We start from the raw sequence: 23,899 nt of genomic DNA, 5'->3' as shown, positions 1-23,899 counted from the left end.
TAACTCCTTCTCTTATTTTATGGCAGAAAAAGAACTGACTTTCTGGGATCATCTGGATGAATTGCGTCGTGTACTCTTTCGGGTACTTGGTGTGTGGTTTGTATTGGCTGTAGGCTATTTTATTGCTATGCCTTATCTGTTCGACCAAGTTATTTTGGCTCCTTGCCATAATGATTTTATTTTTTATGATCTACTGCGTTACATCGGGCAGGTGTTCAATCTTGATGATGAGTTCTTTACACAGGAATTTGATATTAAGCTGATTAATATTAATCTGGCTGCACCATTCTTCATTCACATATCTACGGCTTTCTGGATGTCCGTGGTTACAGCTGCTCCTTACATATTCTATGAAATCTGGCGGTTTGTCAGTCCGGCACTCTATCCGAATGAACAAACAGGGGTAAAGAAGGCGTTGGGCATTGGCACGGTCATGTTTTTCGTAGGTGTACTGCTGGGGTATTTTATGGTATACCCGTTGACTTTACGTTTCCTTTCCACTTACCAGTTGAGTTCGACCATAGAGAATCAAATTTCATTAAATTCGTATATCGATAACTTCATGATGTTGGTACTCTGCATGGGGCTGGCATTTGAGTTGCCATTGGTGACTTGGTTACTTTCTTTGCTGGGACTGGTCAATAAAACCTTCTTGCGTAAATACCGCCGGCATGCTGTAGTAATTATAGTTATTGCTGCCGCTATTATTACGCCTACTGGCGATCCGTTCACATTGACAGTTGTGGCTGTTCCGCTTTATTTGCTCTATGAGTTGAGTATCCTGATGATAAAGGATAAGAAGACTGATGAAGTGGAAGAAGTGGAGTCGGAAGAATGATGGAGAATGAAGTAAAAGAATACTTTGATATACTTTTAGGAGCCTGTCGCAAAGACGGCATTCCTTTAGATACTGCCTATCGCCAGTTGCGTGAATTGTTAGAGCGTCTGTGCCGTACACAAATGACTGACGGTAGTTTGCAGATGACCGATCTCTCCGCCCGTATTAGTTTTGTTGCTTCCAAAGTCGGTCTGTCTATTGTAGAACAGAATCGACTGCATACTTTTCGTTTAACATCGAATGCTATATTGAACCGTCAGGCTGAACCGTCTTACGAACAACTGCTGCGTGACTCCAAGACTTTGGCTTTTTTTGTAAAGCGATTGACAGGGCAGGATATTCCCGATGTACTCTACCGGTTGCTGCCTCGTGCCGACGCTACATACGTGGTAGCTCCTCCGGCCAAAGAACGAGTGAAGCGCATGCGTGTCTGTTTTCAGTATGCTGATGATACCTATTTATATGTATTGCCTATAGATACGGTGGCAGATGAACTGCTTCGTGTTCGTTACAATGTACCGCAAATCAATGAAGAGTTTGCCGAAACCTGCCGTATTTTGTGGCGCCATGCACAAGTGAACTTTCTCGATGTATCTGTGGATGAGGCAGGCATACTCACTCCCTCTTTTATAATTCTTGAACCGGACTATCTACTGGATATTAGTTCGCTGGCAGAATGTTTCAAGGATTACGGGCACCATCCTGCCAATTATATACTTGCCCGACTACAATCGCCCGATAATACCCGACCCCTTTTACTGGGTAATATCGCCAATCTTTTTTTGGATGAATGGATTCACGCCAAGGAAGCACCCGATTATCTGACGTGTATGCAGAAAGCCTTTCGTACTTATCCTATTGAATTGGCTGCATGTGCCGATCTACGTGACCGGGAGAAGGAAGTGGAATTCTTTGCCGATTGCAAGCGCCACTTTGAGAATATCCGGCAGACGGTAACAGAAACTTTCCGTGCTTCGGGATATGAATTGGATAAGACTGATGCAGTGCTCGAACCTACCTATATATGCGAAGCCTTGGGTTTGCAAGGACGTTTGGACTATATGCAGCGTGATATGACTTCTTTCATCGAAATGAAGTCGGGTAAGGCGGACGAATACTCTATTCGTGGCAAGGTAGAGCCCAAGGAGAATAATAAAGTGCAGATGTTACTTTATCAAGCTGTATTGGAGTTCTCGATGGGTATGGAACATCGAAAGGTAAAGGCCTATCTATTATATACACGTTATCCGTTGCTTTATCCGGCGCGTCCTTCGTGGGCGATGGTACGAAGGGTAATGGATCTCAGAAACCGGATTGTGGCGAATGAATACAGTATTCAGCTAAGGAATAGCCCCCAATATACGGCAGAACGGTTGAAAGATATCAATCCGGATACATTAAATCAACGTTGCCTGGACAATACCTTGTGGAAGCGATTTCTTTATCCTTCCATTGATACGGTGACGCAACGCATCCGTTCATTATCTTCTTTGGAGCAGAGTTATTTCTATACTCTTTATAACTTTATAACCAAAGAACTCTATACTTCTAAATCCGGTGACATTGATTATGAAGGACGGGCAGGTGCTGCGGCTCTTTGGCTCTCTACTTTGGCAGAAAAATGTGAAGCAGGGGAGATATTATATGACTTGGCTATCCGTGAGAATCATGCAGCCGATGCTCATAAGCCTTATTTGCTGTTAGGCATAAAAGAACAAACCTCCTCTGTTCTTCCGAATTTTCGTCAAGGAGATGCTGTAGTCCTCTATGAGCGGAATGTTGATACGGACAACGTCACTAATAAAATGGTATTCAAAGGGAACATCGAACGTATATCTGATGAAAAAATATGTATTCGTCTTCGTGCCGCCCAACAGAATGCAGGAGTACTTCCTGCCAAGAGTTTATATGCAGTGGAGCACGATTATATGGATACCTCTTTCCGAGGTATGTATTTAGGTCTTTCCGCTTTCCTTTCTGCCACGAAAAGCCGTCGTGACTTGTTATTAGGTCAGCGTCCGCCTGCGTTCGACGCTTCTCTGAATGACCGTATCGAATCGGCAACGAATGATTTCACCCGAATCACTCTGAAAGCGAAAGCAGCCCAGGATTATTTCCTTTTAATAGGTCCTCCGGGTACTGGAAAAACCTCTCGTGCATTACGCTCTATGGTAGAAACTTTCTATCAGGAAGGAAAACAGATATTGCTGCTTTCTTATACCAATCGTGCTATAGATGAGATCAGTAAAACGCTCGCTGCTATAACCCCTGAAATAGACTTTATTCGTATCGGCAGCGAATTGTCTTGTGATGAGGTATACCGGTCGCATCTGATAGAAAATGTGCTGGAAACTTGCTCTACTCGTCGTGAGGTGCAGGAACGTATTGCCCGCTGCCGGGTATTTGTGGGCACAGTCGCCACACTCTCCGCAAAAACGGAATTATTCCGTTTAAAAACTTTTGATGTTGCTATTGTGGATGAGGCTACTCAAATTCTTGAACCTCAGCTTCTAGGATTGCTCTGTACCCGGAACCCGGCAGGTACCGATGCTATTGGCAAATTTATATTGATTGGCGATCATAAGCAACTCCCCGCTGTAGTATTACAGTCTTCCGAACAATCTGAAGTATGCGATGAAGCCTTGCGGTCTATTGGTTTGTATAATTTGAAAGACTCCCTATTCGAGCGTCTGTATCGTAACCTCAAGCATACTTTGCCCGCAACGAATCACTTATCACTAACTACTAATCACTATTTCGACATGTTGTGTCGTCAAGGGCGGATGAATGTAGAAGTAGCTTCTTTTCCCAATCATGCTTTTTATGGTGGATTGTTGCAATCGGTTGGTTTGCCGCATCAAAGTGGAACTTTGGAACTCTCTCCGGAACTGGTAGACTGCGAATTTGCCGATTTACTGACACGTCGTGTCGCATTCTTGCCTTCTGTACCCGAGCCGCCAGCGCAATCGGCAAAGATGAATCACTCGGAGGCACAGATTGTGGCTCGTTTATCGGAAGCAGTATATCGCCAATATTCGTCCGGTTCCGGCTTTGATCCTTCATCAACTCTAGGTATCATTACTCCTTATCGTAGCCAGATAGCTTTGATTAAAAAAACGATTTCCCAGTTAGGAATTCCTGCCTTAAACGACATACTGATTGATACAGTGGAGCGTTTCCAAGGTAGTGAACGGGATGTGATTATCTACTCTTTCTCTGTAAATCGTGCCTATCAATTAAGATTTCTAGCTAACTTAACTGAAGAAAACAATATTCAGATTGACCGTAAACTCAATGTTGCTCTCACTCGTGCCCGTAAGCAGATGTTTATGACGGGTGTTCCTGAATTACTTCGTCTCAATCCTATTTATTCCAAATTATTAGGAGCAACTTCTTGTGCACTTTAATACGAATGTGTTAGCATATATTAAATGTTTTCTATCAATTTATATACTTTATTAATAGCAATTTGCCTAATAAACACTTATCTTTGCCGAACGTTTTTTTCATAGAGATTTAGATTTAAGGTTAGAAGAACTGTGGAAGTCGTGAGACTTCCCTTTTTTTCATCTTAAATTGTGTCTTCCTTCACTTAGATCTTTGCTTAGAATGGTGGGAAGACAAAAGAAAGCTTTTTCGTGAGAAAAAGCTTTTTTTATGTCTTATAATGAATTAATCCAATACGATAGGCTTATATTTCGGTACTAATGCCTTTATAATAAACCAGCCAATCAAATAAGATACTGCACATATACAGAAGATAATAAAATACCCTGCCGGTTTGCCTTGGAAGCCCATGAAAGTCATTTGCGTTTCACCTGCATAGGTAAACAGCATGCCGGAACTCTTGTTGATAATGAATGCACCGACACCTCCTGCCATACCTCCAAAACCAATGATAGTAGCCACTGCACTTTTGGGGAACATATCGCCAACTACAGAATAGATATTGGCTGACCAGGATTGGTGAGCTGCTCCGGCGATACCGATAATAATAATAGGGAACCAGTATGAATATGAACCTAACGGTTGTGCGAACAGAGCAAGCAACGGGAAAAGAGCGAAAATGAACATTGCTCGCATACGGGCAGCATACGGATTCAAACCTGTTTTGTTAATGATAATTGTGGGTAATTTACCACCATAGATGGATAGCATAGTGATTGCATAGAGTACAAATATCAATAATTGTGCTGTACCACTATCCGAAGAGAAACCGTAAACGTCTGAGATGTAGGCAGGTGTCCAGAAAAGGAAGAACCACCACACACCGTCAGTTGTAAACTTACCAAGGGCAAATGCCCATGCCTGGCGATACTTTAAACATTGTAGGAAAGAGAGCTTTTTTTCTACTTTGTTCGTAGTCGGTCGCAGTTCTTCTTCGGCTTGTTTATCTTGTTCGATATATGCTAATTCTGCTGCATTGACTTTTATATTGTCGTGTGGCTTTTTATACATGAACAACCACATACCCATCCAGACGAAACCTAATGCACCGATCACGATAAAAGCCATTTCCCAACCATTGCCAATACCCATAGCTTGGAAGTACCGTGCCAACGAAGGAATGGTTACCGGAGCTGCCAAAGCTCCTACAGTAGCACCTGCATTGAAGATAGAAGTAGAGAATGCGCGGTCTTTTTTCGGAAAGTATTCAGCGGTCACTTTAATAGCGGCGGGGAAGTTTCCTGCTTCACCTATACTTAAAATAACGCGGGCGGCAATAAAGAAATAAACACTGGTAATAGTAATAGTAGAAGCCACAGCGCCAGTGGCGGAAATCATTTCGGCAGCATCATGAATACCAACTACGTGCTCGGTAGCCCAGCCGCACAAAGCATGCGCACAAGCCCCCAATGACCATACACCAATTGCCCAAACATAGCCTTTTCGTGTACCCATCCAGTCGATGAAACGTCCGGCAAACAGGTTAGCAATGGCATATACAATAGAAAATATGGCTGTTATATCTCCATAGTCGGCATCTGTCCAGTGAAATTCCGGGGCGATGAAATCTTTCCAGGTAAGGGAAAGGACCTGGCGGTCGAGGTAGTTAACTGTTGTCGCGAAAAATAACATAGCGCATATTGTCCAACGGTAATTGGTCATTTTGCCCATTGTGTTTTTGGATGTACTCATGATAATAGATTTATTGTTTGGTTGTAAAAAAATAGGCACGGAACTAGAATCCATGCCTATTTAATGGGGGGCTTAACGCATTTCTGTGTATTTTAGTTTGTCCATATCTCCATAGTCAAGGTTCTCACCAGCCATACCCCAGATAAACATATAGTTGCTGGTTCCTGCTGCGGCATGAATTGACCATTCGGGTGACATGATAGCTTGTTCGTTTTGCATCCATACGATACGTTCTTCCTGAGGTTCGCCCATGAAGTGGCAGACGGCATTGTCCTGCGGTACATTGAAGTAGAAATAAGCTTCAACGCGACGGCTGTGTGTATGAGCAGGCATTGTATTCCAAACACTACCCGGTTTCAGTTCGGTCAGACCCATTTGCAATTGACAAGGACCTTCTTCCAATACATTGTTTACGATTAGCTGATTGATTACGCGGTCATTACTTTCTTCCATCTTACCGGCAGGGAAAGAGTTAGCTTTCAAAGATCCCTTGCGGCCGTCGATAGTGATCAACTGAGTCTTATATGCTTTATGAGCTGTGGCTGAGTTGATGTAGAATTTAGCAGGTTTCGCTGCATCTTTGCTCTTGAAAGTTACTTTTTTGTTGCCTCTACCTACGTATAAAGCATCTTTAAAGTTCAGTGTGTATTCTTTGCCATCTACGGTAACAATACCTTCACCACCGATATTGATAACGCCTAATTCTCTTCTTTCCAAGAAATAAGAAGCTTTCAGCGGATCGATAGTTTCGAGAACCAATTCTTTGGTTGCAGGTACTGCACCACCAAAGATGAGGCGGTCATACATAGAATAAGTTACATTGATTTCATCCGGAGCCATTACTTTCTCCATCAGGAAACTACTACGCAGACGGTTTGTGTCATACGTTTTAACGTCCTGCGGGTTGCAAGCAACCTGCATCTTGTAATTTACTTGAGCGGAAGCCGATACGGCGGCAACACCCAACATCAGTGCAATTGCGAATTTCTTCATGATGTTTTTTTTATTTGGTTATTTATTAATTGTTTGCTGTTTCTTTGGCTGCTTTCTGCATTTTAATGATGGCACGACGGTTCAAAATCATCAGGAATAGTGTGCAGAGTACCAGTACGGCAGAACCGATATATTTAAAAGAATAAGTCAGGTGGAATATAGCCCAGGCAAATGGGCTGGATGCAAAGTCGAGGGCACCACCTTCAAATCCGGCAGGGATGTTTACGGCAGCATCTTGTGTCTTAGCATACACATCGTGAGCGGCTTTGGTGAAGTACGGGGCCAAATCGGTAACGAAATACAGTCCGATAGTCAATACTACCAGTCCGACGATGAACGTTTTCACAACATTACCTTTTGTGATAGGCAATACTAACGGGAACAAGTAGAACATACCAGCTAATGAAGCCAATGGTAAGAACTGATTTCCCGGCAGAACAACTGCCAATAAGATAGCAACAGGAATCAGTAACAGCGATACCACCAAAGTTGCAGGATGGCCGATAACCAATGCCGGGCTCATACCAATATTCAGTCCCACAGCACCTTTGAACTTCTTGGCTATCATTTCACGGGTTGCATCAGAAATAGGTTTCAAACCTTCAATAAACAAAGCGGTGATACGGGGAATCAATTCCATTACAGCACCCATCTTAATACCCAGTCCTAATATATAAGGTATTTTTTCAGCCAACTCTTGACCGTTCTTGCAAGACAATGCTCCGATGCCGCAACCTACCAGAATACCCAGAAACAAAGGCTCACCCAACAAACCGAATTTCTTCTTCATGCCTTCAGCGTCTATGTTCAACTTATCAAATCCGGGAATTTTATCTAATATCTTATTAATTACAATGGCAAAAGGTACAAAACCTGCACAGAAAGGTTGTGGAATGGAGATACCTTCCATCTTATCATAGAAGCCTTGGAACTTTTCGGCTGTAAAATCTGCCATAACCAAGGTGATAATATAACATATAATAGCAGCAAAAAAGCCCCACCAGATATTATCACTGGCAAAATAAACTACTGCACCGATAAATGCAAAATGCCAGTAATTCCAAAGGTCGATATTTACAGTACGAGTGGTTTTCGTTAATAACATCAAGAGGTTGACACCTAAACATACAGGGATAATGAAAGCACCTACCGAGGTGTTATAGGCTACAGCGGCAGCAGCAGGCCATCCCATATCGAATACTTTCAATTGAAGTCCGTATATTTCAACAACTTGACCTAAGGCAGGACCCAAGCTGCTGGTTAACAATGCAGTGACAACTGATAAACCTACAAAACCGACGCCCACCAGCAGACCGCTTTTTAATGCTTTGCTAAGTTTGATACCGATACATACGCCCAGAATTGTAAAGATTATAGGCATCATCACTGCTGCTCCTAAGCCGATGATATAACTGAAAACTTGTTCCATTCTTTTGTGATTTAATTTGGTAATTGATTATGTTTTACGATAGTATGAATTTTAAATCGGGGTCAAAAATAAGACCTTTTATTAATTAATCAAATTCGAAAAGCATAATATTTAGTAAAACGGACGATTTTAGACAAAATTGGTCGTTATCGTGCACAAAATTGATTGTTCCCGCACACGAAAACTAAATAAAGCACTCTCTATGTTGAAAAATACACATCGGTTTAAATGGAAACTATTACTTTTGTTTCTTAAAATATTGTAGGGGTAATACAAAAGAATGAATGGTTGAACCTAACAGTATTTAGTGTGTTATTAATACATATAAAATAAACTTTAACGAACTATGGAAGTATATTTAATTTTCTTGTTAATAATAGGACTGATGGTAGCCTGGAGTATATATAAAGCTCCATCAGACGTAGAATTATGGGGAAAAGACCTTGATGAAAGTAAGTTCCCGGAGTAAAGGGGAACTTTCAGTCCTATCGGGTGGCAATTGTTGAAATGGAGAGTGCTTCGTCCACAATATAGGTAGGATGAAACGCTTCCAGTTCAGTGCGGGGACGAAATCCCCAAGTCACTCCACAAGCGGTTACTTCGGCATTGGCGGCTGTCTGCATATCTACGCCGGAATCTCCTACATAGAGAACGTCTTCTTTTGCAACTTGGGCTATATCCAGAATATCGTTTACAATGGCGGGATCAGGTTTTACAGGAATGTCTTCACGTTGACCAAATACGGCAATGAAAGAAATGGTGGGGAAGTAGTGAGCAATCAATTTTACAGTAGCCGATTGATATTTGTTGGAAGCTACGGCCAGTTGTATCCCTTTTTCTTGCATTTCTTTGAGAAGTTGGGAAATGCCGGGGTAGGGGCGGCTTTTATCTGCATTGTGCTCATTGTAGTAAGGGATGAATTCCCGTCTTACGCGTAATACATTTTCTTCCGTCTTTTCATTTTCGGGTAGGGCACGTTCAAAAAGCTTGTTGATACCGTTGCCCACCATGAAGTTATAGGCCGACTCTTCATGAGTAGGGTAACCTAGGGTCTGTAATGCATGGTTGGTACTTTGAGCCAAATCGGCAATAGTGTTCAGTAAAGTCCCGTCAAGGTCGAATATTATCAGCTTTTTCATTATTTTTTTAATCTTAAATTGGTGCAAAGATAGGATATTTGAGCCATTTAAGCCTTTTCTTTGCACACTTTCAGGATTTTTATGCAGAAACTTCGTATCTTTGCGGCTTTAAATTTGTTAATAAGGAAACCCCCTTATTAAATCTTAATTAAATATAGGTATGAGTTATAATTTGTTGAAAGGAAAAAGAGGCATTATTTTCGGTGCTCTGAATGAGCAGTCCATTGCCTGGAAAGTAGCAGAAAAAGCAGTAGAAGAAGGTGCAATGATCACCTTGACCAATACTCCGGTGGCAGTCCGCATGGGCGAAGTCTCCGCTTTATCGGAGAAATTGCATTGCGAAGTGATTCCTGCAGATGCTACCAATGTAGAAGACTTGGAGAACGTATTCAAACGCTCTATGGAAGTTTTAGGTGGTCAGATTGACTTTGTACTCCATTCTATTGGAATGTCTCCTAATGTTCGAAAGAAACGTACGTACGATGATTTAGACTATAACATGCTGAATACAACTTTGGATGTTTCAGCCGTTTCTTTCCATAAAATGATTCAGGCTGCCAAGAAGCTGAATGCGATTTCCGAAAACGGTTCTATTTTGGCTTTGAGCTATGTAGCTGCACAGCGTACATTCTATGGATATAATGATATGGCTGATGCTAAAGCACTGTTGGAGTCTATTGCTCGCAGTTTTGGTTACATCTATGGTCGTGAACATGGCGTGCGTATCAATACTATATCTCAGTCACCGACATTCACTACTGCCGGTTCCGGTGTGAAAGGTATGGATAAGTTGTTCGACTTTGCCAACCGTATGTCTCCTCTGGGAAATGCATCTGCCGATGAATGTGCTGATTATTGTATCGTGATGTTCTCTGATCTTACCCGTAAGGTTACTATGCAGAACCTCTACCATGATGGCGGATTCTCTAGTGTAGGTATGAGTCTTCGCGCCATGGCTACTTACGAAAAAGGTCTTGACGAATACAAAGACGAAAACGGAAATATTATCTATGGATAGAAAAATAGTGATTAGTGATAAGTGATTAGTGATTTGTTAGTGATTACGCTGCGCTATTAAGCTGCATAGAAACACAAGCAAATCACTAATCATTAATCACTTATCACTAATTATTATTATTATTATTATTATGGAAACAGCACTTTATCTTATACCTGTCACGTTGGGTGATACTTCTATTGAATCGGTATTGCCTTCTTATAATACGGAAGTGATCCTGGGAATTCGTCATTTTATAGTGGAGGATGTGCGTTCGGCGCGTCGCTTTCTAAAGAAAGTAGATAGAGAAATAGATATTGATGCGTTGACATTCTATCCATTAAACAAACATACATCTCCCGAAGATATCTCCGGTTATTTGAAACCGCTTATTGAAGGTAATTCTATGGGAGTGATTTCAGAAGCGGGTTGTCCGGCAGTGGCAGACCCGGGAGCAGATGTAGTGGCTATAGCACAACAGAAAAATTTGAAAGTAGTTCCATTGGTAGGACCTTCTTCTATTATAATGTCTGTGATGGGATCTGGTTTCAATGGCCAAAGTTTTGCTTTTCATGGGTATCTTCCTATTGAACCGGGAGAACGGGCTAAGAAAATAAAGACTTTGGAACAACGTGTGTATGCCGAACAGCAAACGCAGCTTTTCATTGAGACACCTTATCGTAATAACAAGATGGTGGATGATATTTTGCAAAATTGTCGTCCACAAACCAAACTGTGTATTGCGGCAAACATCACTTGTGAGGGAGAATATATCAAAACAAAAACAGTAAAGGAATGGCGGGGGAAGGTGCCCGAACTTTCGAAGATTCCTTGTATATTTCTATTATACAAATAGGAGTTGCAAAAGTTATCTGAATTCAAACAGTATATATAAAAAAATCATCCTGATAAAGCGTATTCTTTGTCAGGATGATTTTTTTATTATTAGAGTAATGCCTCTTTAGAACTTCTCTACATTCAGTAGTTTATCTACCAGGAACCCGTCAATAGGTTTCAGATTGAAAGTAACGTTCTTACGGGCTTTCAGTTTAAGAACGAACAGGTCACTATCGCCTTCAAGGGATTCTTTCTCTCCAATATTAACGAAGGTAGGATAGAGGGCTTTCACACCATTGGTGTGTAGACGGTCGTTAGTCAAGTTCTCCATTTCCTTCATGCCCATTGGTTGTACGCCTACGAATTCATAATCAGCAGGATTGTAGGGTAGGGCGAAGCTGAGAGCATTTACCTGATGCAGGCCTTTACCTTTTACTAATACTTCTACTACTTCATCTTTGATATAAGTACGTTTTGGGGTACTGATACTGATACTTCCTGCAACCTTCTCGCCTCTAATGCCATCGGCACCACCATCTAGCTGAGTAGCTACTACAGAAATGTCATATGCGTCAATCAAACCGTTACGATTCAAGTCACCATTGCTGACGTAACCTTCAAAGTCAGCATCTCCACTTCTTAATCCGGTGTAGTTGGTGTATGAAGTCAGGTCATTCTCGTCTATGAATTTGTCATTATTGATGTCGCCAGGCAAATAGCTTTCTGTTCCCGGTACTTTGAAGACATATAATTCTGTTCCTGAACCATAATTACCTACAGCTTCGGTAACACTCATCTTGATGTAGCGGGCAGTAGGAGTTTGTGGGAATGAGAATACTTTGGTTTCGTTGTCGCGCTTCCATTCAAAGGCTCCGGCTTCAGTCCAGTTTTCTTTGTCCATACTATAGGAAACAGTTCCCTTTAATATCGTACCGTTACCGGCTTCTCCACGAGGCAGATAGTGGAACTTATCAATTTGGTTGATAGAGTGCAGGTCTACAACTAAGTCGAATGGAACAGCTTTCACATTGTACTTCGTATGCCACAGTTCACCTTCTTCAAAATCGAATAATTTACGGAGTGAGCGACCTTGATTCTCACAGGAAGTCTCGCCACTCAAACCGTGGATAGCAAATTCCAGCGGATCTTTCTTAGTGGTGGCGCTAAAAGCTGACCAATCGGAATATCCGTCTTTATTTACCGCACGTATTTTGAAGTCGTAAGTAGTCTCCACGTTCAGACCATCGAATATGAGTTCAGCATCTTTGATGGTGCTATAGTTCATGCCGTTGAACTCAATTTCGTAGTAATCGGCATTGGTTACTTTGTCCCAAGTAGGTTTCAGTGTATAAGATGCGGTGTTGGTATCGGTAATTTGTGCTTTGGGAGCGGTTAAAGTGCCTGTTGATACCTTATAAGTATCGTTGGGAGCAAATACAAATCCGTCAATCTTCAAAGAAGTTTCGTCTGCTGTGACGTCAGTGGCAGCGAGTTTCACCAAGAGTTGAGGGTTCTTGGTAATGACTACTTTCTCAAATTCGCTGCCTTTGGTGGCAAATTTGTTTAGATTGGGCTGGGCATCATAGAAGTAAACGTTTTCTTTTTGAAGGAACTCGTCCATTGTTGTTGCTTCTGTGAGTTTCAGCTTATTCTTGCCGATGGTTGCCGCTATCTTCTTGGGTTTTTCGGTTACGTTGATTCTGAATTCAGTAGCTTTCTCTTTTACGAAACCTGTGAAATCGCCTTGGGTAGGGTAGATGGTAACTGTAACCTCACCCTTCGCTCCGACACTCGACTCAATGAGAGTGCTTACGCCCTTGCCTGCACGATATTCTTCGGTTGTACCGTCGTCGTCATATTCGGTAAATGTGCTCTGTCCGTATGGATAGAGTTCGTATATACGTAGATTCTTGGCTGTTTCGTTGACGTTGTTGTTGGGGGGCGTCATAGGGATAATGGCTCCGTTCTTCACGAATACGGGTAGCTTCCAAAGAGGAGAAGCATAATTGTTGATGATGCGATCACCTTGATATATCTCACCTGAGAAGTAATCTACCCATTCTCCTGCGGGCAAGTAGATGCCATTGCGGATATCATTACCTTGTTCATCAGCCTTAGTAGCTTGATAAATAGGAGCTACAAGGAAATACGGACCATAGAGGAACTGATATTGCGTAGCCTTTCCTAGTGTATAAGGATTGGGATATTCCAAGAACATTGCCCGAATCATCGGCAATCCGTCTACTGATTCCTTAGCAATGCTATAGGCGTAAGGCATGATTTCCGATTTCATCTTCAGATACCAGCGGTTGATGGAGGTTGCCGGTTCACCCAAAGCATGAGGGTACTTTTCATTCGATCCCCATCCGTCCATATTCAACTGCATAGGTGTGAAGGTTTTCCACTGGAAATCTCTGGTATTGATAGCCAAGTCCTTTCCGCCGAAGATACCGTCCATATCGGAACAGATATTGGGGTTACCCGATAATCCGGAACCGATATAGGTAGGAATGTGGAAACGAATATATTCCCATGTACCACCGGTTTGATCGCCAGACCAGATACCGGCATAACGTTGTGTTCCTGCCCATCCGTCCAGTGAGATGATGAAGGGGCGGGCGTCACTACCATAGTAGGACATGATATGTGCTACATCAGTGATACCGTTTAGTCCGAAGGAATATCCGGCACCTACCCAAGCAACGTCGGTCTTCAGTACACGAACACCTGCATCACGTACTTCTTTTACGATGTCACGTTGCAGTAAGGCGCTGATACCGGCTTTGGGGTGAAGATCGGATTGCGTCCACAAGCCTATTTCAACACCATTCTTGCGGGCGTAGTCAGTCAGGTCTTTTAAATTCTGAATATTTCCGTCGATGGTTTCTGTTTGACCGTAACCGGCTCCATAACCATCGTTAGGCAGTAACCAGCCAAATGGCATATCGTGGTTCTTATAGCGGTCTATAACAGCACGTGCTGAGAATTGGTAGTTGTTCTTTTCACCGTTCAGCGACTCTTTGATACCGCCGTTGTCTTTTTGACTCTCTTTGTAGCGTTTGCCGTCTTCAAAGAGAATACCATTTTCGTCTTCTTTCCAGAAGTCACGGTTGTAGGCATTGAGGTGTCCTTGATAGAAACCGAATTTCGGTATCAGTACCGGATTACCTGTCAACTGATAGAAGTCGTTTAACAAAGGTACGGCACCATCATTTACCATAACGAAAGCATCCAGATAATCAGTTTGATGAAACAATTTTACGATGTTCTTTTCCTCTCTACCGAAGTCGTAAGTACCTCTCTTGAAGGTATGCCACATTATACCGTATCCATTTGTCGACCAGTAGTATGGATTGGGAGATGCTACACCGCCGTCTGTCCAACTGTTCTGGTTTTCAATGGCAATGGTTTTGCCTTTGTGTGAGAAGCGTCCGTTCTGTACACCGCCGCCATAGAAATATTCTTGCGGGTTTTCTTTTAGTTTCAGGGTAACTCTTTCTTTTTCAAAGAGAGTGGGTTCTGCTTGTTCCACTGCCGTGGCTCCTATCTCTAGATTGATGATCTTCATCAAAGCTGTGTTCTTATCAAACTGAACTTTGATCTTTCCTGTAGTGATGGAAACAGTACCTGCATCATCTTTTACATCCACTTGTGATACACTCTTGCGGGGTTGGCTCACCAGAATCTTAGCTTCAGGCTTTGCTTCCGGATCGCGGAGAATACCTCCGTTATTATCTTGAAACATCCGGAAGATATTTTCTCCGTAGAAGTCTAGCGTCATGCGTTGGTGGTTGGAAAACAATACCTCGACGGTAGTCGGGTTGATTTTCATTACACCTATAATCCGGAGACCCTGTTTGGCAGCTACTGCACTACTTTGTTTCGAGGTTGCTGCTTGCGTAGCGTAGGGGGATGCTGCAAGCAGAAATAAAGCAATTGGCATTGCTTTCCATCTCCTGAAGTTACTTAGTAAATTACTCATACTTACGTTTTTTTAATTAATGATGGTTAGAAGTTCTTGTATTCAGAAACATTATCATCTTTTATAGCATAGATATTGCTATCTTTAGGTTTAGGGTAGTTTTGCAAAGCAATTTCATTTTTTACCTGATCAATCTGTTGACTGGTAATAGCGAATTGATACGTACCATAATCGTTCAATATCCGGTTGATTGGTGTGAGGAATCCCCAAGCTTCAAAGAAATCCGTCAGATCCAATTGTGCAGACTCACAAGCTAATTTCACAAAATTCAATTGGTAATAGCCTTCTATGGTTTCATTAGTATCCATATCGGGCGCAACCTTAATTGTTCGCAAATGTACTTATAGAATTTTTTTTTTCCTAATACATCCATTACATAAAGTTTCAATTGCCAAAAAGGAACCAGTTTCATCCACACATCGTCTATTTCATTGTGAGTTTTTTTGCCATCTTGAGTAATTGTAATAGCTACTTTGGCTTGTTTTCCGTTTAGAGTGATATTGCCCGTACGTGATTTATATCCATTGTTGCTTGCTACTGTAATGGTCAGTTGATCATCTGTATATAGTGCACTACACCAATTTGTACCTGATGTTATCTCACATTTAATATCATCAATGTTTGTGCTTACTTTTAAGTTCTGACTTGATGTTAAACGTACGAATTGGATCGAATTGTTATTGATATCAATAAAGGGTAGAGTTTCCGGAACTTCCTCTCCCTCTTTGCAAGATACAAAAAGGGAGAGGAGAAGAACCAGAAGGGAGAAAACGTATTTCATAAAGATTGATGTAAGGTTGAATGATTTAGAGAGAAATAATTTATAAGGTTAAAAGATTAGTGTGAATAATATGTGACTATATACTAAATAATTAATTGCTTAATATTTAGATTAAGGTTTTTATCAATAAAGGAGATATCAAAAAATAAGAGCTGTAATTGGTAAAATCATTAGGGATACTTCGTGTCGTCAATTGTGTAACAGGAATGTTTTTTTCAAAGACTATATTCTTACAACTTGAATCAATGAGACACATATAAACTAAAAAAGCAAAATTACGTATCTTCATGATTTATATAGTTTAAGATTAATATGGAGGATGCCAGAAGTCACTTTCAAGACATCCTCCACTAATAATTTAGTAAATAAGGTTAGCTCAAACTGTGGCTTTATTTCTTTTCGTATGCTTTGAAATAAGATACTTGACAAGCCTTGTTGGATGTATTGGTTGCTGTAATAACAAGTTTTACATAGCGTACCGTTACAGGTTTTTCCAGTTCAACATCCTCAATTCCGGGAATTAATGCGCTATTTCCAGTTACAACTGTTCCATCAGGTGCTGTCCATGGTAAAGCAAATGTAAAACCACCCACCTTGGTAAAATTTTCATTATCAGTACTACCATATATTTCCATTGTTTTCACAGAAGGATAATTGATAGCACCATACGCTCTCCGACCTATTCTAAATTTATAGCAAGTATGTTCTTTTTGCATATCAATGATTATTTCATAAGGAAGAGGGACTGGTTCACTGTAATTACTATGCCAAAATGTCGTGCGCTCTTCTGTAAACAGACTTGGATATCCTCCACCATCATTAGCTTGTACACTATTACCACTAGCAGTCCAATCACTCCAGTCAATTTCATACTGCTGACCTTCATATTGTTGTGTTACAGTAAATGTCTCTTCACGGTAACCGCATCTGAGATAGACAATTGCTTTTCTACTATCAATACCAGTGTTAGCTTGCGTAGCTGTAGCGGTGATTTTATTCCCGGCAATGGATATAGTACACCAATCTGCTCCTTTTTCTACTTCTATGGAGATTGGAGACGAAATGTCAGTGTCTGCAGTAAGGGTAGTTGAGCCTCCGGCTGCAGGTAAAACAGCATCTTCTACTACAATGTATCCCACATATGGTTGTTCTGTTTCAGCACATCCATATGTAATAACCGTTAAAAGAAGCAGCAGTAAATATGATAACTTTTTCATTTTATATATCTATTTTACAGTTATTAATTCAATATAAATCAAGGATTTTGTTCCAAGTCATAAGGATAGGCATCAAGTTGAGCCTTTGGAATAAATTCGCATACTGCCGGAGAATCATAAGGAACCAACAAGAACTTATCACCGGCACTCATCATAGTGTGTCCGCCCGGGTATCTTCTATCTAGTGTCTGACGCTTACGGAATATATCGAAGCGACGATGACCTTCCCATGCCAGTTCCAGCATACGCTCTTCTTCAACAAGCTTCTTAATGTCTTTAGGTTGGCCATTTTCTGCTTTTTTCATATTTTCAAGCGTCCATTCCGGAATATCAGCTCTTCTGCGAAGTTCATTTACGTCGTTCAATGCTAATTGTGTTTCACCACGTTCAGCATTCACCTCAGCACGTATGAGGTACATTTCTGCCAAACGTGAAATAATCGGTGACCACAAGTGCGTAATTTGCTCTTGATAAGAACACTTGTTGATAGGATAAACTAAGAAGTTTTCATTCTTCTTATGTTTTGTATAAGCATCAAAAACCTTTGGTTCAATACGTCCATAATATTTAGTGCCATCGGTGCCCACTACATAATAGCGAGTTCCTAAATTGTAAGGTTCTGACTGAATTATAGCACTCTGATAATTAGCTGCATCCGCAGTACTCAAACGATAACTATTGTTTTCTTGTTGTTCTACAGATAATTGCTTGTATAGATAGTCAATACCTTTTTTGTATCCATAGACAAATGTCCAGTCTTTATACTCCTTGTTTGGATATCCTGAAATGGAAAAGTCTTCTACTCCATCTTCTACATAACGCTTGGCGATAAATTTGCTACGTAAGTCTTTTGGCATGCCTTTATCATTGTGGTACAACTCTAAAAGCTCCAAATATCTGGATGATGCATAAACTTCTTCCCAACCATCTTCATCTATTTTAATGTACAATTGCCCTATGAGACCATCACTAGCCTCATCTTTAAGCTTGGTGCGGCGTACTGCAAAAATAGTTTCTTTATTTTCTTCGGGTACCATTTGTGAATAAGTGGTATAACGATTGCCTTTTTCCAGTTCGAATCTTCCTGATTTGATAACGGCATCTGCCATTTTGTATGCTTCATCATAGTTTCCCATGTAAAGATATACTCTTGCCAACAGTGCTTCTGCTGCTTCTTTGGTAGCATAAATGTTTGCTTTGGGCGACATTCCATCAGGAAGGGTCATATAGGTGATGGCATTCTTTAAGTCGTTCACTACTTGGTCATATATTTCGGCTACCGTAGAACGACTTTGGGGAAGATCATCAGGGTCACTGTTCAGTTTTAAGGGCAATCCTGGGTTTTGCGTTGGATTGTTAGAATATGGTTGGGCAAACTCGTTGACTAACAAGAAATAGCATAATGCACGTAAATAATAGTTTTCACCCATAGTAACCGTATGTTTGTCAGTACGTTCGTTGCCGAGAGCCTCTACCATTTCAATCGTAAGATTACAATTTCCTATCGTGCGGTAGGCAAGTTCCCATGCATATTCTGTTACAGTGCTTGAAGCGCTTCGGGTATAATCGTACATTTTGAACTTATTATCTGTTGAAGTTCCACCCCAGGATAGGTCATCAGCACCATAATTCCAAAAGAAGACACCGCTCTGAATAATTCCATTATCATTTTTCAACAGACGATAACTTCCTTGTGCCACTTCGAAGATGTTACGGTTGCTAATGTCTTCTGCACTTACTCCATCGTACATCTTTACGTCCAGGCTGCATCCTGCTAATGCAAGTGTTAACCCCAAAGTACTTAACGTATATTTTAATTTCATATATCTATCTTTTTTAAGTTATACTTAGAAATTCAGATTTACTCCCAACGTGAAGCGTCTGACAGTTGGGTAAAGCTGTGTTTTACTGCCATCGGTCACTGAAGTGCCTCCTTTGAATCTTGTTGATAACAAGATTTCAGGGTCATCACCTGAGTATTTAGTGATAGTAAATAAGTTCTCGCCACCTACGCTGATACGTGCAGCTTTCAGTCCTACTGTTTTAATCCATCTATCAGGTAAACTGTAGGAAACGGACAGAGATTTCAGTTTAAAGAAATCACCATTTTCCAAATATCGGGTCGATTGCTGACTAGCATCGTTATTTCCACCTTCTATCAGTTGAGGGTGTGTAGCTATATCACCCGGTTTTTCCCATCTACTCCATCCTTTAGCCAGTCTCATAGGTGGCTGTGTAGGACGGGATGCATCACGGTCTAATGAACCTGCACGCATACCGTTGTAAATCTTAGCTCCAGTGCTGAATATAAAATTTGCATTGAGCGAGAAGCCTTTCCAGCTAAGGTTTGTACTGATACCACCTGTGAATTTTGGAGAAGCTGATGCATCCAATAAAACCTCTGTAGCGTCATTCCAGTTGCCAGTAGCAGTTTTTTGCCCGTTCTCATCCACTTTAAACCACAATGGAGTTCCGGTCATAGCATCAACACCTGCCCATTCTTTCATGTACCAGTTGAGTAGAGGATACCCTACTGCTGTAGCTTGCGTTACTAGGTCATCTCCATCCGGCAGGTGAGTCACCTCATTCTTGTTATAGCCTAGGTTGAAACTTACATCCCAATATAGGTCTTTGTTTCTGATGATTTCAGGTGTGACTGTGAATTCAAATCCTGTATTTTTGAGTTTACCATCATTTGCTGTTTGGCGGTTGAATCCGGTAACGGCAGATAAATGTCTGAGGTAAATCAGGTTTTTAACCTTTTTGGAGTAACCATCGAAAGTGATGCCTACTCTATCGAACAATCGGATGTCCAGACCATAGTCTAGTGTAGCAGTTTCCTCCCACGACAAATTAGGATTTCCTGAATAGTTGGACATGAAAGCTATCTGGCTGGCATATTCGTTGGTGATACCAAATTTGGTAGTCCATTCGTAAGCGCTTTGCGGTAAGTTACCGGTGATACCGTAAGAAATACGCGGTTTTAACTCATTGATGAAGCTAAGCCCTTTCATGAATTCTTCTTTGTGCATATTCCATCCACCACCGATAGACCAGAAAGGTGCCCAACGCTTATTGCTACCGAAACGGGAAGAACCGTCTACACGATACATTATTTGGAAGAGGTATTTGCTATCGTAAGCATAATTGACATTGAGAAAATATGCCGCATTTTTTTCTTCCCATCTGGTACCTTTGATTTCAGGAGTTCCAGCACCTGCATTCAGAATTTCTGCACCTGGATAGATATTATTAGCTTTTCCACTTGCATCGTAATAGCGATACTCATCATAATCATAACCCATGAAAGCGTTGAATTCATGTACCTCATTGAATGTTTTCAAAAAGCGTAACATCTGGCTCGTATATATGGAGCGACTATTGACATAACCATCTTTGAAAGAACCATGCAAAGATGCTCCGGACGTACTTTCCGGGTCTATGTATTCATCTGTATAGCTGTTGTTGAATCCGAATTTATTATTTGATTCGAAGGTTAGAAAATCAAATATTTTATAATCGAATCCTAATCCAATATCCATAGCATTGGTACGGTTTTTAGTCCAGTTCATACCGACTTCAGATAAATAATTGTAATTGCCATCGGAGTACCAATAATCACGCGGATCAGCTGTCAATATTTCATCAGATGAAGTAGGAGGGGCTTCCTTGCCTGTCTTCATCTTGCCTTTAGAGGTGTAGGGAGTATCCCAGGGTGAATAGCTGTAATAGCTTAATGAATGTTCTTTATTTTCTGTTTCTTTGTAACTGGTAGATAACTTGGCTTTTAAAGTTAACCTTTTGTTTACAATATAGTCTGTGTTTACTCTTAACGTAAAGCGGTCGTAATCGAATCCTTTGATAGCACCTTCTTCATTGTAATAGTCAGCAGAAATATAGGATCTTACTTTATCGTTACCATATTTGTAAGCAATATTGTAATTCTGCGTAAGTGCATTTTGAGTGGCAATATCCCACCAGTCAGTGTTCATATCTCTAAGATAAGGTTGAAGATAGCTTGGTAAAGCTTTCCCTTTATTTGTGTATGCCTCTACCAGGTAATCATAATATTCGGCACCATTCATCATTTCAAGGTTGCCTTTTTGCAAAGTAGATACTCCAAACTTAACAGAGGCATCAATAGAAGAAGCTCCAGAAGTTCCGCGTTTAGTTGTTACTTGAATAACACCATTAGCTCCACGAGAACCATAAAGGGCTGCTGCTGAACCATCTTTCAGGATAGAAATTGATTCGATGTCATTTGGATTTAGTTCGGCAATAGCATTACCCACCACACCGTCTATTACCCACAATGGGTTTTGATTTCCCATGATAGAGCCAGTACCTCGAATGCGGATACTTGAACCAGAACCAGGCTGTCCGGAAAGAGGTGATACCGATACACCGGCTACTTTACCTTGAAGCATGTTGGCTACACTAGGAGTAGTAACATCTTTCAACTTGTCTGATTTGACTGATGCAATAGAACCGGTAATTGCACTTTTGCGTTGCATACCGTAACCTACTACAACTACTTCGTCCAATGTCTTAGAATCAGGAACTAGCTTTACTATCAGCTTCTCCCCATCCTTTGCAGCATGTTCATAGGTAGTATACCCAATGAATGATACTAACAAAGTCGAACCTTTGGGAATGCTAATTGTGAAGTTACCATCCATATCGGTAACCACACCAATTCCGCTATTGCCTTTAACAGTAACATTAGCTCCCGGAATTGTTTCTCCTAACTCATCGAATACTTGTCCTGTTACTTTGATGTCAGCACTTTGCTGCTTAGCTTCAGGAGCAGGAGCTTTCTTGACTATCATCACTTGACGATCGTTGATTTTGTACCCAAGATTAGTTACATTAGAAAGCTCTTTAAGAATTTCTTCAGCTTTCTTACCGCCGGTACTGATTGAAACTTTTTTCTCTAATTCAGACAAAAGTCCTTTAGAATACAGGATGACGAAATTACTATTCTGCTCAATGTAGCTGAATATTTCTTTCACCGTTTGTGTGTTTTTCACTGCTTGTTCATTGGTGGTTGCGCGACTTTCTGCGGCATGAAGGGGGAACAAGGTACCCTCCGTTAATAAAAAAACACTAATTAATAGATAAAGAGATATAAAATACCCCTTAGTCTGATAAGAAGTCATGTTCTTTTTCATACTTTCGTATTGATTTTTGTTACTAAAATTAGATTTGAACTGAAATCACTCTTGGTCGGGCAATATTGGTAGTATTGTCCGACTGCTTTTTAAAATAATTCTACTTTTTCTATATCTTCATATATTTACATTTTTAAGGTTAACGTATGCTTTTCATTTAATGGTATTGTCAAAATAAATAATATTCTTTTTTAATGCGACTTCTTCCGGTAATGCTTGCCTGATTGACTCGAGTATCTTGTTTAAATCTTCATTGAGGAACAACTTTCCATAGAGAGGTTCAGTTTCAGCAATAGGATCACACAGAATCGTTTGACCGTAATATTCAGATAAATAGCGGAGAACTTCTTTTAATGGTTTTCCATTTAATGTCCATATTCCGTCCACCCATTGGATGTATTCAAGTGCATTTACCTTTTCTTTTTTTGCGATGCCTGCTTCATTCAACTCTACGCGTTCATTAGGCTGCATCCGCATTTGACGTTTTAAGTTGTCTCTCACATTTACAGAGCCTTCAACTAGCACGATGTCTGCTTGGGAATTTCCTTTATATGCCGAAACATTGAACGATGTTCCCAAAACTTCCACTTCGCAGGCAGAAGTACTTACGATAAAAGGTTTCGTTTTGTCATGGGTAACCTTCAGATAAACTTCTCCTTCTACATAAATTTGCCTCTTCTCATTCTTGAAAGAACGGGGATAGATCACTTTACTACCTGAGTTAATCCAAATCTTGCTATTATCAGCAAGCACAATCATAGAACGCCGTCCTTTAGGAACTATTATCTGGTTATACTCTTCTTCTTGTCCTTGGACTTTATCCTCTGTTTTCGGTTCATCCAGTTTGCTGGAATTAACACGAACCTGTCCAGTAGATGTATAAGCTACTTGCGAATTATTGGCTATTTCTATCTGCTTTTTGTCCGAAACAACTAGTGTTACTTCTTTTACATTTTCAGCAGAAGTATTTGCAAGCATATATTGCTCCATCTTCAAAGCTTCATCTACTTCTTCTTTTATATTATTTCGAGAGAAGAAGAAGCCAAGCCCTACCAGAATTACTACTGATGCTGCAGCCCCCCATGCCCATACCGGCATAAACCGTTGATGAGTGCGTTTAGCAATGGTAGAATTGCTGTTCTCAATCTTTTGCATCGTCTTTTTCCATATATCCTCTGTTTCTATTTTTTCAGGATAACATTCATCCCATAGAAACATCAGTTTCCGTAGTTCTTCTTCTTCGGACGGAGTAAGCTTTTTGTCCGGAGTTGTAGAACGATCGTCTAGGAATGATGCTAACGATTCGTATATGTTTTCTTCTCTTTTATTATCTTTCATTAATTGACTTGTATATAATAATAGACGCATTATTAAAA

16 protein-coding genes are annotated in these 23,899 nt (G+C 40.8%); 5 read left to right on the top strand and 11 right to left on the bottom strand.

The window, feature by feature from the left end; genetic code table 11:
* Nucleotides 1-19 precede the first annotated feature (19 nt).
* Nucleotides 20-838 carry a twin-arginine translocase subunit TatC gene (gene tatC, locus Q1W14_RS02310; RefSeq protein WP_300698916.1) on the top strand — a complete coding sequence of 273 codons (819 nt, stop codon included), beginning with the start codon at nt 20-22 and terminating at the stop codon, nt 836-838.
* Nucleotides 838-4,245, top strand: coding sequence for an AAA domain-containing protein (locus Q1W14_RS02305; protein WP_300698963.1), 3,408 nt, complete (start codon nt 838-840; stop codon nt 4,243-4,245). The genes tatC and Q1W14_RS02305 overlap by 1 nt, the downstream gene beginning before the upstream one ends.
* A gap of 265 nt (nt 4,246-4,510) precedes the next feature.
* On the opposite strand, the gene Q1W14_RS02300 is transcribed toward Q1W14_RS02305, so the two are convergent.
* The 3 genes from Q1W14_RS02300 to Q1W14_RS02290 all read right to left on the bottom strand — a co-directional run bounded on the left by Q1W14_RS02300 (nt 4,511) and on the right by Q1W14_RS02290 (nt 8,399).
* Entirely contained in the window at nt 4,511-5,977 is a 1,467-nt protein-coding gene (locus tag Q1W14_RS02300; protein WP_300698914.1) for an MFS transporter, read from the bottom strand.
* A gap of 72 nt (nt 5,978-6,049) precedes the next feature.
* Nucleotides 6,050-6,970: a 5-dehydro-4-deoxy-D-glucuronate isomerase gene (kduI, locus tag Q1W14_RS02295; RefSeq protein WP_300698912.1), complete on the bottom strand. Its 921-nt coding sequence runs from the start codon at nt 6,968-6,970 to the stop codon at nt 6,050-6,052.
* Between the two features lie 25 nt (nt 6,971-6,995).
* A complete protein-coding gene (locus tag Q1W14_RS02290; protein WP_300698910.1) occupies nt 6,996-8,399 on the bottom strand; it encodes a PTS transporter subunit IIC in 1,404 nt (467 codons plus the stop codon).
* A 346-nt stretch (nt 8,400-8,745) separates the two neighbouring features.
* Here Q1W14_RS02290 and Q1W14_RS02285 point away from each other — a divergent pair, with 346 nt between their 5' ends.
* Nucleotides 8,746-8,868: a hypothetical protein gene (locus Q1W14_RS02285; RefSeq protein ID WP_300698908.1), complete on the top strand. Its 123-nt coding sequence runs from the start codon at nt 8,746-8,748 to the stop codon at nt 8,866-8,868.
* A 16-nt stretch (nt 8,869-8,884) separates the two neighbouring features.
* Here the strand turns inward: Q1W14_RS02285 and Q1W14_RS02280 are convergent, their stop codons facing one another.
* Complete coding sequence (locus Q1W14_RS02280; protein ID WP_300698906.1) at nt 8,885-9,538, bottom strand: HAD family hydrolase; 654 nt, start codon at nt 9,536-9,538, stop codon at nt 8,885-8,887.
* A 160-nt stretch (nt 9,539-9,698) separates the two neighbouring features.
* Between Q1W14_RS02280 and Q1W14_RS02275 the strand changes: the two genes are divergently transcribed.
* Nucleotides 9,699-10,556: an enoyl-ACP reductase gene (locus Q1W14_RS02275; RefSeq protein WP_300698904.1), complete on the top strand. Its 858-nt coding sequence runs from the start codon at nt 9,699-9,701 to the stop codon at nt 10,554-10,556.
* 130 nt (nt 10,557-10,686) lie between these two features.
* On the top strand, nt 10,687-11,391 hold the full coding sequence (locus Q1W14_RS02270; protein WP_300698902.1) for an SAM-dependent methyltransferase: 705 nt from the start codon (nt 10,687-10,689) through the stop codon (nt 11,389-11,391).
* A 105-nt stretch (nt 11,392-11,496) separates the two neighbouring features.
* Here Q1W14_RS02270 and Q1W14_RS02265 read toward each other — a convergent pair whose 3' ends face one another.
* From Q1W14_RS02265 to Q1W14_RS02235, 7 genes are all read right to left on the bottom strand, one after another.
* Nucleotides 11,497-15,354, bottom strand: a complete 3,858-nt coding sequence (locus Q1W14_RS02265) for a TIM-barrel domain-containing protein (RefSeq protein ID WP_300698900.1) — start codon at nt 15,352-15,354, stop codon at nt 11,497-11,499.
* A 26-nt stretch (nt 15,355-15,380) separates the two neighbouring features.
* Nucleotides 15,381-15,662 carry a hypothetical protein gene (locus Q1W14_RS02260; RefSeq protein ID WP_300698898.1) on the bottom strand — a complete coding sequence of 94 codons (282 nt, stop codon included), beginning with the start codon at nt 15,660-15,662 and terminating at the stop codon, nt 15,381-15,383.
* Complete coding sequence (locus Q1W14_RS02255; RefSeq protein ID WP_300698896.1) at nt 15,641-16,135, bottom strand: BACON domain-containing protein; 495 nt, start codon at nt 16,133-16,135, stop codon at nt 15,641-15,643. Before Q1W14_RS02255 ends, Q1W14_RS02260 begins: the two co-directional genes overlap by 22 nt.
* A gap of 389 nt (nt 16,136-16,524) precedes the next feature.
* Nucleotides 16,525-17,352 carry a discoidin domain-containing protein gene (locus Q1W14_RS02250; RefSeq protein ID WP_300698894.1) on the bottom strand — a complete coding sequence of 276 codons (828 nt, stop codon included), beginning with the start codon at nt 17,350-17,352 and terminating at the stop codon, nt 16,525-16,527.
* A 38-nt stretch (nt 17,353-17,390) separates the two neighbouring features.
* The gene (locus Q1W14_RS02245; RefSeq protein WP_300698893.1) at nt 17,391-19,175 is read right to left on the bottom strand and encodes a RagB/SusD family nutrient uptake outer membrane protein; all 1,785 of its coding nucleotides are present in this window, start codon (nt 19,173-19,175) and stop codon (nt 17,391-17,393) included.
* Nucleotides 19,176-19,199: 24 nt separating this feature from the next.
* On the bottom strand, nt 19,200-22,523 hold the full coding sequence (locus Q1W14_RS02240; protein WP_300698891.1) for a TonB-dependent receptor: 3,324 nt from the start codon (nt 22,521-22,523) through the stop codon (nt 19,200-19,202).
* Between the two features lie 153 nt (nt 22,524-22,676).
* Nucleotides 22,677-23,861, bottom strand: coding sequence for a FecR family protein (locus Q1W14_RS02235; RefSeq protein ID WP_300698889.1), 1,185 nt, complete (start codon nt 23,859-23,861; stop codon nt 22,677-22,679).
* Between the last annotated feature and the right edge of the window lie 38 nt (nt 23,862-23,899).

Origin of the sequence: Bacteroides sp. (genome assembly GCF_030151085.1) — a bacterium.
GTDB lineage: Bacteria > Bacteroidota > Bacteroidia > Bacteroidales > Bacteroidaceae > Bacteroides.
This window is presented reverse-complemented; position numbering and strand designations above follow the sequence as displayed.

What these genes read in the sequence shown, in the direction of transcription:
- tatC (WP_300698916.1), top strand. Translation starts at nt 20, where the DNA reads ATGGCAGAAAAAGAACTGACTTTCTGGGATCATCTGGATGAATTGCGT.
- Q1W14_RS02305 (WP_300698963.1), top strand. Translation starts at nt 838, where the DNA reads ATGGAGAATGAAGTAAAAGAATACTTTGATATACTTTTAGGAGCCTGT.
- Q1W14_RS02300 (WP_300698914.1), bottom strand. Translation starts at nt 5,977, where the DNA reads ATGAGTACATCCAAAAACACAATGGGCAAAATGACCAATTACCGTTGG.
- kduI (WP_300698912.1), bottom strand. Translation starts at nt 6,970, where the DNA reads ATGAAGAAATTCGCAATTGCACTGATGTTGGGTGTTGCCGCCGTATCG.
- Q1W14_RS02290 (WP_300698910.1), bottom strand. Translation starts at nt 8,399, where the DNA reads ATGGAACAAGTTTTCAGTTATATCATCGGCTTAGGAGCAGCAGTGATG.
- Q1W14_RS02285 (WP_300698908.1), top strand. Translation starts at nt 8,746, where the DNA reads ATGGAAGTATATTTAATTTTCTTGTTAATAATAGGACTGATGGTAGCC.
- Q1W14_RS02280 (WP_300698906.1), bottom strand. Translation starts at nt 9,538, where the DNA reads ATGAAAAAGCTGATAATATTCGACCTTGACGGGACTTTACTGAACACT.
- Q1W14_RS02275 (WP_300698904.1), top strand. Translation starts at nt 9,699, where the DNA reads ATGAGTTATAATTTGTTGAAAGGAAAAAGAGGCATTATTTTCGGTGCT.
- Q1W14_RS02270 (WP_300698902.1), top strand. Translation starts at nt 10,687, where the DNA reads ATGGAAACAGCACTTTATCTTATACCTGTCACGTTGGGTGATACTTCT.
- Q1W14_RS02265 (WP_300698900.1), bottom strand. Translation starts at nt 15,354, where the DNA reads ATGAGTAATTTACTAAGTAACTTCAGGAGATGGAAAGCAATGCCAATT.
- Q1W14_RS02260 (WP_300698898.1), bottom strand. Translation starts at nt 15,662, where the DNA reads ATGGATACTAATGAAACCATAGAAGGCTATTACCAATTGAATTTTGTG.
- Q1W14_RS02255 (WP_300698896.1), bottom strand. Translation starts at nt 16,135, where the DNA reads ATGAAATACGTTTTCTCCCTTCTGGTTCTTCTCCTCTCCCTTTTTGTA.
- Q1W14_RS02250 (WP_300698894.1), bottom strand. Translation starts at nt 17,352, where the DNA reads ATGAAAAAGTTATCATATTTACTGCTGCTTCTTTTAACGGTTATTACA.
- Q1W14_RS02245 (WP_300698893.1), bottom strand. Translation starts at nt 19,175, where the DNA reads ATGAAATTAAAATATACGTTAAGTACTTTGGGGTTAACACTTGCATTA.
- Q1W14_RS02240 (WP_300698891.1), bottom strand. Translation starts at nt 22,523, where the DNA reads ATGAAAAAGAACATGACTTCTTATCAGACTAAGGGGTATTTTATATCT.
- Q1W14_RS02235 (WP_300698889.1), bottom strand. Translation starts at nt 23,861, where the DNA reads ATGAAAGATAATAAAAGAGAAGAAAACATATACGAATCGTTAGCATCA.